Origin of the sequence: Nostoc sp. UHCC 0302 (assembly GCF_038096175.1) — a bacterium.
In the GTDB taxonomy this organism is placed as follows: Bacteria; Cyanobacteriota; Cyanobacteriia; order Cyanobacteriales; family Nostocaceae; genus UHCC-0302.
In genome coordinates this window covers 2,321,786-2,337,470 of record NZ_CP151099.1, presented here as the reverse complement: position 1 = coordinate 2,337,470, position 15,685 = coordinate 2,321,786, and the positions used below count along the sequence as shown (strand labels likewise).

The 15,685-nt window shown below is 41.4% G+C and carries 15 protein-coding genes; 3 read left to right on the top strand and 12 right to left on the bottom strand.

Features of this window, described 5'->3' with window-relative positions; all coding sequences use genetic code 11:
- Positions 1-113 precede the first annotated feature (113 nt).
- The 8 genes from ruvA to WKK05_RS09670 all read right to left on the bottom strand — a co-directional run bounded on the left by ruvA (position 114) and on the right by WKK05_RS09670 (position 6,583).
- Positions 114-752, bottom strand: coding sequence for a Holliday junction branch migration protein RuvA (gene ruvA / locus WKK05_RS09705; protein ID WP_341529523.1), 639 nt, complete (start codon positions 750-752; stop codon positions 114-116).
- Positions 749-1,507 carry a sucrose-phosphate phosphatase gene (locus WKK05_RS09700; protein ID WP_341529522.1) on the bottom strand — a complete coding sequence of 253 codons (759 nt, stop codon included), beginning with the start codon at positions 1,505-1,507 and terminating at the stop codon, positions 749-751. Before WKK05_RS09700 ends, ruvA begins: the two co-directional genes overlap by 4 nt.
- A gap of 548 nt (positions 1,508-2,055) precedes the next feature.
- The gene (gene xseB / locus WKK05_RS09695) at positions 2,056-2,289 is read right to left on the bottom strand and encodes an exodeoxyribonuclease VII small subunit (protein ID WP_341529521.1); all 234 of its coding nucleotides are present in this window, start codon (positions 2,287-2,289) and stop codon (positions 2,056-2,058) included.
- Between the two features lie 35 nt (positions 2,290-2,324).
- Positions 2,325-3,557 carry an exodeoxyribonuclease VII large subunit gene (gene xseA / locus WKK05_RS09690; RefSeq protein WP_341529520.1) on the bottom strand — a complete coding sequence of 411 codons (1,233 nt, stop codon included), beginning with the start codon at positions 3,555-3,557 and terminating at the stop codon, positions 2,325-2,327.
- A gap of 62 nt (positions 3,558-3,619) precedes the next feature.
- Positions 3,620-3,901 (bottom strand): type II toxin-antitoxin system RelE/ParE family toxin, encoded by a 282-nt coding sequence (locus WKK05_RS09685; protein ID WP_341529519.1) that lies wholly within the window; start codon positions 3,899-3,901, stop codon positions 3,620-3,622.
- Entirely contained in the window at positions 3,888-4,181 is a 294-nt protein-coding gene (locus WKK05_RS09680) for a type II toxin-antitoxin system Phd/YefM family antitoxin (RefSeq protein ID WP_341529518.1), read from the bottom strand. The genes WKK05_RS09685 and WKK05_RS09680 overlap by 14 nt, the downstream gene beginning before the upstream one ends.
- Before the next feature lie 409 nt (positions 4,182-4,590).
- A complete protein-coding gene (locus WKK05_RS09675) occupies positions 4,591-5,955 on the bottom strand; it encodes a PIN-like domain-containing protein (protein ID WP_341529517.1) in 1,365 nt (454 codons plus the stop codon).
- Between the two features lie 433 nt (positions 5,956-6,388).
- Positions 6,389-6,583, bottom strand: coding sequence for a hypothetical protein (locus WKK05_RS09670; protein ID WP_341529516.1), 195 nt, complete (start codon positions 6,581-6,583; stop codon positions 6,389-6,391).
- A gap of 177 nt (positions 6,584-6,760) precedes the next feature.
- Between WKK05_RS09670 and recA the strand changes: the two genes are divergently transcribed.
- A complete protein-coding gene (gene recA / locus WKK05_RS09665; RefSeq protein ID WP_341529515.1) occupies positions 6,761-7,837 on the top strand; it encodes a recombinase RecA in 1,077 nt (358 codons plus the stop codon).
- A 111-nt stretch (positions 7,838-7,948) separates the two neighbouring features.
- On the opposite strand, the gene WKK05_RS09660 is transcribed toward recA, so the two are convergent.
- From WKK05_RS09660 to hemL, 3 genes are all read right to left on the bottom strand, one after another.
- A complete protein-coding gene (locus WKK05_RS09660; RefSeq protein ID WP_341529514.1) occupies positions 7,949-8,692 on the bottom strand; it encodes an FHA domain-containing protein in 744 nt (247 codons plus the stop codon).
- A 742-nt stretch (positions 8,693-9,434) separates the two neighbouring features.
- Positions 9,435-11,120: a serine/threonine-protein kinase gene (locus tag WKK05_RS09655; RefSeq protein ID WP_341529513.1), complete on the bottom strand. Its 1,686-nt coding sequence runs from the start codon at positions 11,118-11,120 to the stop codon at positions 9,435-9,437.
- Between the two features lie 606 nt (positions 11,121-11,726).
- Positions 11,727-13,025, bottom strand: coding sequence for a glutamate-1-semialdehyde 2,1-aminomutase (gene hemL / locus WKK05_RS09650; RefSeq protein ID WP_341529512.1), 1,299 nt, complete (start codon positions 13,023-13,025; stop codon positions 11,727-11,729).
- A gap of 107 nt (positions 13,026-13,132) precedes the next feature.
- Between hemL and WKK05_RS09645 the strand changes: the two genes are divergently transcribed.
- Both WKK05_RS09645 and hisIE read left to right on the top strand, forming a co-directional pair.
- Entirely contained in the window at positions 13,133-13,321 is a 189-nt protein-coding gene (locus WKK05_RS09645; RefSeq protein WP_341529511.1) for a ChaB family protein, read from the top strand.
- Between the two features lie 101 nt (positions 13,322-13,422).
- Positions 13,423-14,073 (top strand): bifunctional phosphoribosyl-AMP cyclohydrolase/phosphoribosyl-ATP diphosphatase HisIE, encoded by a 651-nt coding sequence (hisIE, locus tag WKK05_RS09640; protein WP_341529510.1) that lies wholly within the window; start codon positions 13,423-13,425, stop codon positions 14,071-14,073.
- 89 nt (positions 14,074-14,162) lie between these two features.
- Here the strand turns inward: hisIE and WKK05_RS09635 are convergent, their stop codons facing one another.
- Positions 14,163-15,461 (bottom strand): MFS transporter, encoded by a 1,299-nt coding sequence (locus tag WKK05_RS09635; RefSeq protein ID WP_341529509.1) that lies wholly within the window; start codon positions 15,459-15,461, stop codon positions 14,163-14,165.
- Positions 15,462-15,685: the final 224 nt, after the last annotated feature.

Genomic DNA, 15,685 nt, shown 5'->3' with positions numbered 1-15,685 from the left:
GCTAAAGCGAAAGCTCCGCTAACGCATAGCGTCTCCGATAGGAGAAGGCGTTAGCCTCTCCCTTTGGGAGAAGACCGCGCTGCCTCACCACAAGACTGGCTCCCCAATGCTCACTAACCAACTTGTTCACTACTGCTGAGATGGGCGATGGCTTGTTTAATCCAATCTTCTACGTAAGCGTCTTTTGGAAGTCCGATGTCTTCACTGACTACGTGTAAGGCGTGGCTGACTTCATGGGCAGTATATCCCAAGGCGAAGAGGGTCATTTGCACTTCCTCGAGAATTCCAGGGGCTGGGCCACCTGTGGCGACGAAAAACCCTGCTGATTTGCGCCACTCGACTAGCTTGCTTTTCAGTTCCAGACAGATGCGCTCGGCAGTTTTCTTCCCGACACCGGGGGTTTGAATTAAGATTTGCGTATTACCAGCGATAATTGCTTGGACTAAATCTGGGAGTTCCAAAGTGTCCAATAGGGCGATCGCTAAAGCTGCACCAATACCGCTGACACTCAGCAAGTGGCGAAATAAATCACGTTCTGCTGGCGAAGCAAAGCCATATAGCAACGGCACTTCTTCGCGAATTTGGTAATGGGTGAAAATTTGCGCTACTCCTCCTGAATCTGGTAATTGATTTGCTAATCGTTGCGGAATTTGCAAATCATACCCTATCGCGTTCACTTCTAGAGTCAGAATCACGCGATTAGCGCTAATTGTTTGGATACCAGCGACGAGACCTTTAAGATAGCTAATCATTCTAAGAAACCAAAATATTTTAATCCTTCAAGAATTCCACCTGCACAAAAAGCTTTTGCCAGGTAACGGTGGTCAGCAGGATTGTCCTTGTGCCATTCGAGTAATTCTTTTCTGGCATTCCCGACAATGATTCCCCGTTCGTTGCCTACAGTAAATAAAGCAATATCATTACCTGAATCACCGCAGACAACTGTTTGTTCGGCTGCAAATTTCCACTTTTGACGCAAAAATTGCATTGCCTGACCTTTATCGCTGGAATGAGGTACAATGTCAAGGTCTATTTCGCTGCTGTAGATTAACTTTACATTTAATTTATAATTTCGCAACTCTGCCTCAAGTCGTGGTAAAATCCCCGAAACAGATTGTTGCAGGAAAAAACTCACTTTGAAAGGTCGCTGTTCTGAGTCTGGTTGCGGTTCAAGCTCAGGAAATTTCTTGGTGATAGATAATACAAGTTCACGATTCCAGCCAGGCGAAAGGATTTCTGACCAACCTGCATCTGGAGTATCAGCACCATCGAGGTAAATTTCTGTACCCACAGCCAGGACGAGCGCATCTGGTTGTAAAAGATTTTTTTTATCTTGGAGTTCTTGATAAAGAATCGGCGATCGCCCAGTAGAATAGACGATTTTAGTACCGTATTTTTGGCGATGTTGACTTAGCAATTGTTTCAGTTCTGGTAAGGCGCTGTCATCTCCCACTGTGCGATACACAAGGGTGTCATCTAAGTCTGTTACAAAAATAAATGGTTTCATACCTTCGATGTACCTTAAATTTAGTAATTGCAAAAATGCCTGACAATATCAAAATTGACCAGATTGAATCTGCTCAAAAGAATGCTTAACCATGCGTTCCGAGTTAATCTACCAGATTTTGGCTCTTATGTATTCGTACTAATGCAATAATTCTTTTAAAACTTCAAAATAACCAGAATCTCTCTATTTAGTCAAAACAAGCGAGTAATTAACTTTTCAAAATTCTTAGAAGTGGAACTTTGAAACCTTTTGGTACTATAGGGCTCATATTTGTTTTTGAAATACACGGTAGGGTGTATTATGCCTCTGGCTAACACACCGCCAAAAGACTTTGGTGCTGGACTCTCATGGATAACACAACGCCAGTCCGTTCAAGTCGGGACACCCGCCCACACGGCTGGTTTCTCTACATATCCTTAGATTATTTCAACAATCAAATTAGATTGCTATAGCAGGTTACTAGTAATATTTGTTATATCAAGATTAGGCTATTGGTCTTGAGAAAACTTTATACTATAAACTAAACTTTAGATAGTAATTTATCACTATTAATCATCACTCAAAGTTTCAATTAATAAATCTACCTGTTGCTGTCGCTGCTGCAAAAAACCTTCACACTGACGTAAATACTCAACAGCCTTTGCAAATTGGTCAAAAACCTCTTCCAATTCCAATTCACCCGCCTCAATGCGAGCAATAATTCCCTCTATTTCATTAACCTTCGCCTCATAATTCCAACCTTCCATTGAATCAGAACTAGAGTCATTCTTACGTTTAACCATCAATCTCTCTACGTCCTCTGTATGTCTGCGGTTCGTTATTTTTTTACTTCCGTAACCTTCACTTTAACCTCACCCTGCCCCAACTGAATCACTAACTTTTCTCCTACTTCTAACTCAGCAGCAGAACGAGCGATCGCCCCATTTTCCTGTCTTACCACCGCATAACCACGCTGCAACACAGCTTTGGGGTCAAGGCTTGCCAACTTCTGCCGTAGCAATTCTAGATGTTGGGCGGCTTGTTGTGATCGCCCCATTGTTGCTTGCATCAATTGCTGACGTTTCCAGGCTAGCTGCTGCGTTTCTTGTTGCACTTGTCGATCTAACCGCAAACGTCGCAAACGGTTTCGCAATACTTGCAGTTTATTTTTAGCAGTTTCCTCAGAATCAAGTACTGCCTCATGCAAAGCCGTAACTCGCTGCCGATGCTCAGCATACAACTCTGATAACGCCGGCACAACCATTTCCGCCGCCGCAGTTGGCGTATGTACGCAAGCATCTGCAACTAAATCTGCTAAAGACTCATCCCGTTGATGTCCAATACCAGTAATTATCGGAATAGAACAACTAGCAAGCGATCGCACTACTCGTTCATCATTAAAGCAAGCCAATTCTTCAACCGCGCCACCTCCCCGGGATAAAATTAGCACTTCGGCGCGTCCATCTCGTTCCACGCGTTCAATTGCCTCAACTATAGATTCTGGCGCTTGCTCACCCTGCACCGTAGCAGGCGAAAATAAAACGTGTAAACCTGGATACCTTTGCTTGAGAGTTTTTTGAATATCACCCCAAGCCGCCGCAGTTGGTGAAGTTACAACAGCGATCGTTTGGGGGTGAGGGGGAAGCGATCGCTTTCTTTGGGCATCAAACAATCCTTCAGCTAGCAAGCGGTTTTTTAATTGTTGATAACGCAGTGCTTGTAAACCCACACCAGCGGGTAAAGCCTGCCAAACAGATAACTGATACTCTCCGCGTTGGGGATAAAGCCGAATACTGCCCAAAATGATTAACTGTTCCCCAGGAACTGGCATTTGTGCGAGTTTTGCCAATTGGCTATTCCATACTACACACTTAATTCCGGCTGTGCGATCGGGGTCTTGCAGTGTGAAAAACAATCCACTACGATGATTATTTGCGCTCGATACTTCGCCAGTTACCCACACTTGCCGCAATTGCTCATCTTGCTCTAAAAGCAAGCGTATATAGTCAGTTAACCCAGCTACAGAAAGCGCTGTATCGATAATCAGAGAGTTGGGGAGGTCGAAAGTCATCAAAGATGCCTGAAAGCATTTGTGCTGGAGAGATTTTAGCATTTTTCATAAAAACCAAAGTTTTATTCCAGTAAACGCTTTAATCTTTTATAGACATTATCATCATTGCGCTTACCAACTAAAATCACTTCCACTAAATCTTCTTCAGGAAAATATCTGTAAACAATTCGATATTCTCCACTATCAACTCGATAGAAACCCTGATAACCAGATAACTGCTTACTATCAGTTGGTAGAGGCTCAACATTTAAAGCCAAAACCTTTTTTGCAATCTGTGCTGCTATTTTCGGCTGTAAACCGTTGAGAAAATTAAGAACAGTTTCTAGACCATCAAGCTTCGCCATTAGCTAAATGCTCTAGTGCAGATGTAAAAGCTTCTGTACCAATCATTTTGGACTGCCTCAGCGCAACTTCAGCAGCTTGACCGAAAACCATATCCTCTAATTCTTCCAACCGATTAATTAATTTTTGGTAGCTCTCGGCTGAAATAATCACATGGCTAGGCCGTGATTGCTTGGTTAGTAAAACTGGCTCAGTAGCAGCTTTGTCAAAAACCTCACCATGTTTGTTACGAGCATCAGTCAGAGTGTAGGTCTGCATAGCAGTTTTGACTATTTTAGACATTTTTATTAAATTTTAACAGATAACTCTTCTCATCTCAATTTTGGCTTAACAGAACTTGCTGCTCGTTTATGTATATAGAATAGTTATGTAGAGAAGAATTCAGCAATGAACATCGTTATTTCTGATCAAATTTTAGCTGCAACCCGCATGGCTGAGATTGAACTGAAAAAAGAAATTGCCGCTATGCTCCTTGGGAAGGAAAAACTCACCTTCGCTTAAGCCAATCGTTTGGTAGAGATGAACCGCATTGCGTTTCAGTATCTACTCGCAAAACGTCAAATTCCGGTTCACTCTGGTGGTAGATGATTTTGAAAAATATATCAAAAACTTACAAGAGATGGACAGACTCTGATTATTGTTAGTAATGCACCACATTTTAATAGCTATAATGCATCTCCATTAAACTCTGCTAATGGATAAAATATGGATAAAATTCTGCTGTTAAATCATCTTCCTTTTCTAAGTTAGCTACTCCAATGATAAGATTCACGCATGGTGGCAGTTGACTATTATTTTTTTGTAATATTTGGATAGTTTGGTGTGCTGCTTCTTCATCCTGCATTACGAATACAAACGTTATTTCATCAAGTGAACCTTCTTTAGTTTCATAATAACCACGATATTTCTGATCTCGTAAAATGAATCGAGCAGTAAGTGGATCACGAAATATTTTGATTTCAAATCCCAAATTTCTTTCTGACTCTGAATCACGAACTATATAATCTGGAAAACCTCGTTGATTTTCCAGTATACTAAAGTTAGCATAACGTTTTTGAAGCCATATAAGTACAGATTTTGCCGCAACAAGCTGTAATTGCCTAAAAGCTAAACGTCCCTCAAAAGATGCTCTAACAACTTCACGAACTTGAGATATTGATTCATCAGTAACATTGGTATTTAAGAATTCTTTAGAATACTTTAGAAATTGTTCTGAATTATACATATAAAAGAGCTTAGTACCAGCCTCTCTTGAAATTTCATTAACTAATTCAGGACGTGGGCCAATCTTATTTTTACCTTGATAATCAGTTATCCACCACCAATCTTCTTTTTCATCATCAGTAAGAAATACTATTGATTGAATAGAATCTTGTGATGCTTTATTAATTATTTGCTTCCAAAGTACTAAATCTCCATACTTACGTTGATAAATTACACCACCGTAGGAAAAAATATCGCTTTTGCTATCAATTTCTTTCTTCTGGTCTTTATATCCTGGTGGTATATCACTCTTAAATCTAATTTCTCCTTCTTGATATATCTTGGTGATTTCTTCTTGGGAGAAAGATTCACCAACTTTTTCTTTTAGTAATTGATCAAGTTGTTCTCTAATTGGATCACTATCTGTTACTGATAGCTGAGTAGCTTCAAGCTGGTCTAAATTGGCTAGAAAATCAGTGATTTGTTGATCAAGGGCTGAAACAAGTTTATCAGCTTGAATAGATGAGTGTCGCTTCTTTAACTGTAATTTTTCTAGTTCAGAGATCATTGCGGCTCTAGAACTTTCTAGAACTTTACGAACATCTGAAAAACGTTTCTTTTGTTCAGCAATAACAGTAAGGCGGTTTCTTTGAAATTCAAGTGCAGCTTGATATGGAACCCAAAGACGAGGTGCTATACTTTGTAGAACAGTAAAAAGCTGTCTCCGTGCTTCTTCAGGATATCGATACATATTAAGTAGAATATTGGCATCTAGCACAAAAGTTGCTGATTGCCAAATTTTTTGAAAATCTATTTCACTTGGTCTGTAGTAACCACTAAATAGTTCTTTCATTATAAAAAATACCAAAGTTATGTGACGTTTACTGTTGGTTTATAGTGCCAATATCACAAAGCTAAAAGGCAATCTAACTCTTATTAAACTGATATCTATAAGATTACCAGACTGAAAATTTCAGTCTATCTTCCAGCAAAAAGCAATAATTCCCCGTGAATCCATCACTTGCTCAATCACTGGGAAGTTAAGTGAACACAAAACTAAAACTGAGCATTTTATTAAGTAAATACACTTAGATTAAAGACAAAAAATAATAATATGAGGTTAGTTGACACAAACAATATAACCCCAACTCAGTAGCTTGTACATTCAAACCTCTAACTAACAGTAAATCGCCTCACCCCCTAAGCACACTCAAGTACAAGCCAAAATTGCAGACAACATCTTGCGTGTGGAAGTTACCCTTAAAGCTTTGAAAATCCCATGATTATTACCTGGAAACCGTCAACATCTTCGCCTTACCCGATGAAGTCTCTGTAGATGATATGATGATTGCCATAGCGATCGCTCCTAATTTCGCCACCGCGTAGATTACAAGAACGGTTTTACTGACAGTGCTGTTGAGATAAGTTTTCTTTAAAAGTCCCTTGCCTAGCCAGACAAAAGCAGCTATCTCTGGATGCAAGTTGGTATCATTGAGCAGGACTACCCCAATCAGGTAGCGATCGAGTTACGATCTTGTCACACTTTCTTTTTGATCTGAGAAGTCCTAAAACCAGAATTTTCTGGCTAAAATAGTATATCTGTTCTACTCAAATTCCGAACCCAAAACTCCTTAAAATCCATATACTTAGAGGCAGGAATGGCTATCAACACCGATACTTCAGGCAAGCAAAAAGCGCTGAATATAGTACTCAACCAGATTGAGCGCAGCTTCGGTAAAGGAGCAATCATGCGGCTGGGCGATGCTACCCGGATGCGAGTGGAGACAATTTCCACAGGGGCGCTGACTCTGGATTTAGCATTGGGTGGCGGTTTACCCAAAGGGCGAGTGATTGAAATTTATGGCCCGGAAAGTTCCGGTAAGACTACAGTGGCGCTACACGCGCTCGCCGAAGTACAAAAAAATGGCGGCATTGCGGCCTTTGTTGATGCTGAACACGCCCTTGACCCTACCTATGCTCAAGCACTGGGTGTAGATATTGAAAACTTGCTGGTTTCTCAACCTGATACTGGTGAATCAGCTTTGGAAATTGTCGATCAGCTTGTTCGCTCTGCTGCGGTTGATATTGTAGTTATTGACTCGGTAGCAGCACTGGTTCCCCGCGCTGAAATTGAAGGCGATATGGGTGATGCTCACGTTGGTCTGCAAGCACGGTTGATGAGCCAAGCTTTACGTAAAATTACTGGCAACATTGGTAAATCAGGATGCACAGTAATTTTTATCAACCAGTTGCGGCAAAAAATCGGTGTTACCTACGGTAGCCCAGAAACTACAACTGGTGGTAACGCATTGAAGTTTTATGCTTCAGTGCGCTTGGATATTCGCCGGATTCAAACCTTGAAAAAAGGTACAGATGAATATGGTAACCGCGTCAAAGTCAAAGTCGCCAAAAACAAAGTAGCGCCGCCTTTTAGGATTGCAGAATTTGACATTATTTTTGGCAAAGGCGTTTCTACTTTAGGTTGTCTTGTGGATTTGGCAGAAGAAACTGGCATCATTGTTCGCAAAGGAGCTTGGTATAGTTACAACGGCGATAACATCTCCCAGGGTCGAGATAACGCCATCAAATATCTAGAAGAAAAGCCGGAATTTGCTGAACAAATTAAGCAACAAGTACGCGAGAAACTAGATAAAGGAGCTGTTGTTTCTGCTAACTCCGTAACCAAGGCGAGTGAAGAAGATGAAGAGATTGATTTAGAGGAAGAGGAAGAATAACAGTAGGGTAGCCACACTACATTAAATGCGGTGTATTAATGAGGGTGCGCTATCACGTACTACAAATAGCTAAAATGATTGCTACCACATGGCGAGCAATCATTTTTATTTTTATCTAGAACTGTAAGGTATTTTTCTACTGAAAAAGCGGTCTAAAATTTCAGACTTTTGTTCTGTAGTGAAGCTTTCATACAAATGTCCCATATCTTCAAATACACTAGAGTTTTTGCATATTTCTAGAAAAGGGACATCTAAATTTTGAGCCAGAGGCTTTTGTTTATCGCGGTGAGCAGTAGATATTTCTCCTTGATCATCATCTATTAGCTGAGGTACAAGCCGCATCAATAACTCCATTGCTACAGTTGGCAAAATGCGGGATGCATGACTCAAGAAAAAATCAAAAGTCATACCACCCAAGCGGATGCGATCGCCATCTTTAAGCCTAATCGGTTGATAGGCATTTTCGCCATTTACAAATGAACCGTTGCTGCTGTTAAAATCAACTAAGTAAAAACCCTGATTGTCAATATATTGAATAGCAGCGTGGCGACGTGATAAAAATTTATCAGCAATGCGAATACCACTGCTGCGATCGCGACCAATTGTCCAGATATGTTGTGGCTGTCGTAAACTTTGCGTCTGCTCATCGCACAAGTTAGTCATTAGATACACACTAGCAGTATCTACTACACCATGTACATAATGAGGCTTAACCTCCTTTAATAATGGATCGGACAGGTTTTCTAGCTGAAGAATTTCATCTAAAAGGCTGCTATGGTGTTCATACAACTTGATGAATACCTGATATAAACTTAATCGCCGTTCTAGTTCTGTTTGTGCAAAGTCAGCCATCATAAGTTAAGTTTTGTACTGCCTGATTTCAGTTATAAATATTCTGTCTTAGCCTGTAATCAGCAAATTGTTTTTCCTTTTCCGTTGCCATGTGGAAAGCTTATGTCTTCAAAAATCTGAATTTTTACAATTTAGTTTTAGGTAAAAGTTTCCTTTTGAAATCTCATGAAAAATAATTGTCATTTGATTTGTTGATTTTAAATAATTACTCCTTATTTATAATGAATAAAAATTATGAAATCAACTACGTAATTACACTGTAAAATACCGAAAAATACCGAGTTAAGATAGATGACATTGTTGGAGCTTTTGTCAACAGCATTGCCCTCATTGATTTATAATAATTCAAAAATTATTGCAGTGCAATTTTATCTTGATTATTCAGTATAATCAACAGCTACTATCTAATCAATAGTCACATATTTATAATGTCTAATACCAATTTGAAAAAAGAATGTGACAAGTAGACCATTTGTAGAGACACGATTCATCGCGTCTTCACCCAAGGATGTGTTGCAATCATTAATTGAATTGGTATAAGCAATATTTTGCAAGCGACCACACCGAGTAAATCACATCGCTCCAATACCAGAACGCTCAAATCAGAAGATGCTTTCGACCTCAAGGAGGCAGCTGCGCTGCCTATTCGTGTTTAGTTACTAAGCACAACGTTTCGTTTAAAGCCGCAGACGTATCTACAGGCTTTTCTTTGCACGTAAGTGGCTTTCAAATATCACTTCTCAAATTACAACAACCCTCGTTTACCATTGGGGCGCACGGTCATCCAATTCGTCTTTGCAAGTGCTAACTGGTCATCAGAAATTTTAGCTCCAGTAAGATTAGCACCGCATAGATTAGCTCCTCGGAGATTTGCATTGCTGAGATAAGCATAGCTGAGGTCGGCTCCTCGCAAGTCTGCCCCTTCTAAATCAGCATGGTTGAAGTAAGCTTTGCTCAAATTAGCGTCTTTGAGATTAGCTCTACTGAGACTAGCTCTGCCAAAGTCACTGTTGTGCAGATTAGCTCCCTGGAGATTAGTTTTTTGCAATTGAGAAGAATGGAAATTTGTTCCCGATAAATCAGTACCTTGTAGATTTAGCAAACTGAAATTGTGTAGAGCAAAATCCCGCCTTCCCTTGAGATAGGCTGTAAGCAACCCTTGTGTATCTAACTTGCGTCCAACTTTAGTATTTTGAATTTGTGAACCATTACTGTTGCTGTTACTCAAAGTTGTTGATTTAGCCACTATAGACCCTTGTCCCCCTCCTGGTAACCCAGCCGCTTCTGCTGCTCTAGCTCGTCTAGCACGAATTGCTGCGGCTACCTGCGCCACACCTGTACTGGTATTGGCAGAAGGGTTACTGCACAAAATAGCTGAATCATCTTGACGATTTTGCATTGGTGTTCGCGTTGGCGGAGTCTCTCCCTGCGGGACGCTGCGCGAACGTAGAGAAGCTGCTCGCGGATAGGAGGCTCGCTCTTTACTATCTGTATCTGATTTAGCCAGTAACCCCTGAGCTAAGCTATCCAGGTATGGTTCCATCTCCAACGCTCTGAGGACATCTGCTGCTGACTGGTATCGACTGCGTACTGAGACCTCCAACATTTTTCTCAGTACACGTATCAAATGGTCACTCACATGGACAAGTCGCTCCCACATCATTTCCCCTGTTGTGGGATTGTATTCCAAATCTTTAGGGGTTTTGCCAGTTAGTAGATAAATGCACGTCACACCCAGGGCATAGATATCACTGGCGTAGACAGGACGCATAGCCATTTGCTCTGGAGGAGCAAAACCAGGAGTACCAATCGCATATGCAGTTAATGCTGTCTGCCCATACTGGCTTGGCAAACCTTGACTGACTTGGTTTTTCACAGCTCCAAAGTCAATCAGAACCATTCTGGCATCTTGAGTGCGGCGAATCAAATTGGCTGGCTTGATGTCTCGGTGAATTACTTGGCACTCGTGGATGTATTGCAACAATGGCAGAGTCTCGCTCAAGAATTGCTTAACTCCAGTTTCGCTCAAGTTCCCATTCTGTTTAATTTCTTGCTGGAGGGTGTCACCGCTAATATATTCTTGAACTAAATAAAATTGTTCCTGCTCTTCAAAATAATCTAACAGCCGTGGTATTTGGGGATGGTTGCCAATCTTGCCCAGAGTTCTGGCTTCTCGTTCAAAGAGTTCCCGCGCCATTTGCAAAAGGTGTGGTGTAGTGCCGGCGGGACGTAGTTGCTTGATTACACAACTCGGCTGTCCTGGTAAAGTTTCATCATTGGCTAAAAATGTTGCTCCGAAGCCACCTTGACCTAATGGTTGATGTACGTGATAGCGATCGCGCAACAGTAGCTGCGAGCCGCAAGATTGACACGTTCGGCTATATGCCAAATTTTCTGGATTGAGACAGGTAGGATTTAAGCAGTAGCTCATGCGCTGTCAACTCGCTGCACGAATAATAAACTAGAGCATTACACTCTCATTTCATTATTGAAAGCAGAATCCTTTTTTGCCAGGGAATTTTTGCTGGAAATGCTTTAAAGATTCCCTAAAGTTATCCTGGGATTACTTAAAGCTGTAGTAAAGCAAGAATAGTTTAGTGAACCCAGCTTATGACCCTCTAATAAGCTGTTGCTTAGCCTTAATACATTACGAATCCTACAACATGCTTATAAATAAAATATTAACAAGCTCAGTACTTTCAGCAATTATTTTGTGAGTAAAACTACGCTTATTAGCTCTTTAAAATAGTCATTCTTGCTCATTTATACTTTGTCTATGCCTGATTCGAGTTCAAAACTATAAAGGCTATAGCTACATAATCTATCACTGTTGAGTGTTACTGAGCTACCGAACTACCGAACTTATGTTCGGTGGAAGCCACGCTAGAAATTTCTCGCTGAGTTAGAAGAGAATTCTAAAAGAGCAGTGCCTTAGCGCTGTCTTTGACTCAACACTCAGCGAAAAATCACAGCGACGGCTTATTGCCTGAGTGCGGGCTGCTAAACTGCTGTGAGTTTCAACTCAGCACTATTTTGGTTATAGGTTAGACATTACATCCCGTGCGACTGCTAAAGTCTGCTCTATATCTTCTTCAGTGTGAGCTAAAGAAGTAAACCCTGCCTCAAACTGTGAAGGTGCTAAGTATACACCATGTTCTAACATTCCACGATGGAAGCGTCCGAATTTTGCTGTATCAGAGTTTTTCGCATCCTCGTAGTTATGAACAGGGCCAGAGGTAAAGAATAAGCCGAACATGGCGCTAATTTGACCGCCACAAGCTGCATGACCAGTTTCTTGGGCAATTTGCAGCAAACCATCTGCTAACTTCTTAGTAACCCGGTCAAGATAATCATAAGTACCAGGTTTTTGGAGTAATTCCAAAGTTTTAATGCCAGCAGTCATTGCTAAGGGATTACCAGAAAGAGTTCCAGCTTGATATACAGGGCCAGCCGGGGCAATCATTGACATGATATCGCGACGACCACCATAAGCTCCCACTGGCAAACCACCACCGATAACCTTACCCAGTGTCGTCAAATCTGGAGTGATGCCGAATTTCTGTTGAGCGCCACCATAAGCAATGCGGAAGCCAGTCATTACCTCGTCAAACACCAATAAAGCTCCATGCTCATGGGTAAGTTCCCGTAAGCCCTCTAGGAACCCAGCATCGGGAGAAATAAACCCAGCATTACCTACGACTGGCTCAAGAATGACACCAGCAATCTCGTCGCGATTTTCCTCAAACAAAGCTTTTACAGCTTCTAAATCATTGAAGGGGGCGGTTAGAGTACTACTAGTTGCCGATTTTGGCACTCCTGGCGAGTCAGGTAAGCCGAGTGTAGCAACACCAGAACCTGCCTTCACAAGGAACATATCAGCGTGTCCGTGATAACAGCCTTCAAACTTGATAATTTTCTCCCGGTTTGTGAAAGCTCGCATCAGGCGTAACACTGCCATACAAGCTTCGGTTCCAGAGTTCACAAATCTTACCATTTCGATACTAGGAACAGCATCGATCACCATTTCTGCAAGTATATTTTCCAGTACTGAAGGAGCGCCGAAGCTAGTGCCTTTTTCTAATGCTTCATGCAACGCCGCAATCACTTCTGGATGAGCATGACCGCAAATTGCTGGCCCCCAAGTGCCTACATAATCAATGTATTGGTTGCCATCTACATCCCAAATGTATGCGCCTTTAACGCGATCAAAAACGATGGGTTGTCCGCCTACAGATTTGAAAGCACGAACAGGAGAACTGACTCCTCCTGGCATCAGGTTTTGGGCAGCAGCAAAGATTTCTTGTGATTTTGTTGTTTTAATTGTGGTATTGACCAAGGTTCTCTCCTAACAGTGGGCAAGAAAAAAGCTCTATCTCAGGATAGGGTTAAAAACTATCTAGAATTTCTATCCTATATAATTAGCTGAACCAAAAAAATAACAATATGTTATACAAGTCGAATGAAGACTTGCCTTTAGAGATTCGGACTCGATTATCTGAGGCATACCAGGATCTTTATCGAGCAGCTTTTAACTCGGCAATTCATTGGTACGGTGAGGCTTCGAAAGCTCACCAAGTCGCGTTAAGTGCTGTAAAGATGCAGTCGGCGATGGAAAGGACTGCTCTTGTTTAGAGCGAGTTCAGATAATTCAATTTTCTTTCATCATGCCAGCTGTTCTATTTAGAATGGTATCGTGAATTCATGAATCATTCTCATTAGAGCAACTAGCTGGTATGTATTCTAACGATTTGTATTCACTACATGATGCCATTCCTGTTGAGGAAATTCGCTACGATGAACGGGGTCTCGTGCCTGCAATTATCCAAGATTATCTGGATGGCACTGTCCTAATGATGGCGTGGATGAATCGAGAGTCGTTACAAAAGACTTTAGATACTAGAGAAACTTGGTTTTGGAGTCGTTCCCGTCAGGAGTTATGGCATAAGGGGGCGACGTCTGGACATATTCAAAAAGTGCAGAGTATCCGTTATGACTGTGATAGTGATGCCTTGCTTATTAGTGTAGAGCAGGTGGGAGATATTGCTTGCCACACTGGTGAACGCAGTTGTTTTCATCAAGTAGATGGAAAGATAAACCCGCCACCAGGGGATACATTGTCGCAATTGTTTCAGGTAATATGCGATCGCCGTGACAATCCAACTGAAGGTTCTTACACCAATAAGTTATTGGCTGGTGGTGATAACAAGATTTTGAAAAAGATTGGCGAGGAAACTGCTGAGGTAGTAATGGCCTTTAAAGATGACGAAGCAGATGCGATCGCAGGTGAAGTAGCTGATTTGCTCTATCATACTCTGGTCGCTTTGGCTCACCATCAAGTCGATTTAACAGCAGTGTATCGGAAGTTACAAGAGCGTCGGCGATAATTTGTAATTCGTAATTAACAGATACTCAAAAAAGCTTGCTACAAGTAGCTTTCTATTCTTAGCTTGCTTCTGAATCAATAAATTATTTCCTAATTTGGGATTACTTTATTTATGTCAACAGATGCAGGCTTATGGCTGGGCAATATCCGATTGAGGTACTGCATAATTGCCAGGATAATTACAACACTCAGGGAGAAGCCTAGCCAGAAGTTATCGATAATAATTCGTGGTTGGTCTAATACCCATCCACCCAAGAAATGACCAATAAAATAGCCAACAGACCAGCAGAGGGCATTAATGGAGAAATAAACGCCGCGTTGATTTTCCGGGGCTAAATCAGTGACTAAAGAGGCAGCAGAAGGGGTGTAAGAAACAATGGCAACGGCAAATACTGCCAAGGCTAAAATTACCCAAACTAGTTGATGTGATGAAGCAACGCCACTAGCCCAGATGAAGCTGAAGCCGATTGCCCACAGAAGCGCAGAAACGGTAAGTGCAAATGTATGAGAGCAACGCTTTAAAGCACTGGTAACAGGCAACTGGCAGAGAATGGCTAATAGTAGATGCCCAGCAAATAAAGTACTAATAGTAGTTTCAGCCAATCCTTTGGCAGCACCCTCCACATTCACAAAGTTTTTGAAGTAGAGGGGGAGCGTACCGTGTATTTGAGAAATATAGGTTGTGAAGAGGATATTTACTCCGATATAAACGAGAAATCGGCGATCGCCTAACGCTGTCATCCAAGAAGCAAAATGTTCTGTCTTTTCAGATTGCTTTGTCTGCTGCTCGTTTTCATTAATTCCCACAAAAACAACTGCAAAAAACATTACAAAAGAGATGGCATCAATGATAAATAGCCACCGATAGCTGTCAATTTTCCCTACCAAAAAGCCTGCCAGAACAGTTCCGATCACTAACCCAAGATTATCCGCTAGTCGAGCCAGGGCAAAAGTTTCACGGCGATTATCAATCTGACTGGCATCAGCAACAACAGCTTCACTTGCAGGCCAGTAGAAACCTATACCTAAACCACTAATTAAGCTACCAATTAATAACGTGGCAAAATTGTTAGTTGTAGCTAAGACTAAAGAGCCAATTGTTGAAATTGCTGCTGCCAGTAACAAAGTACGGCGGCGTCCCCAGTCCCCAGAATCAGCCAAAGAACCACCCAAAATCCGTCCTATAATCCCAAAAATTGAGGCGCTAGCCAGAGCTACACCTACGGTAGTTGCAGATAAACCGACTTGATTGACAAAAAAAATCGGGGCATAAAACGTGGTAAATCCAGTACCAACTTCCGAGAGAAATCTGCCAAGCGCCAAAATCCAAACTTGGGAATTAATTGCAGGCAACCACGATGTTAACGGGAATTGGGAAGCAAGTTTCATCAGCTTAAATGTCATCAAACGATAAAGTTTTTGTAATTCTTATCATTGACTGCAATTTTCCTCACTCATTCCACAGAGTTTCCACAGGAATATTAGCAGTTTTCCACAGATGCTCCACGAGCTAATCAGCTTCTTGCCGTGATGTTGGGGATTGTTAATCAAGAGCAGCAAGGAACCTTAAAGACTGAGTTTATTTTAATTTCTGTAACGATAAATTACCTGAA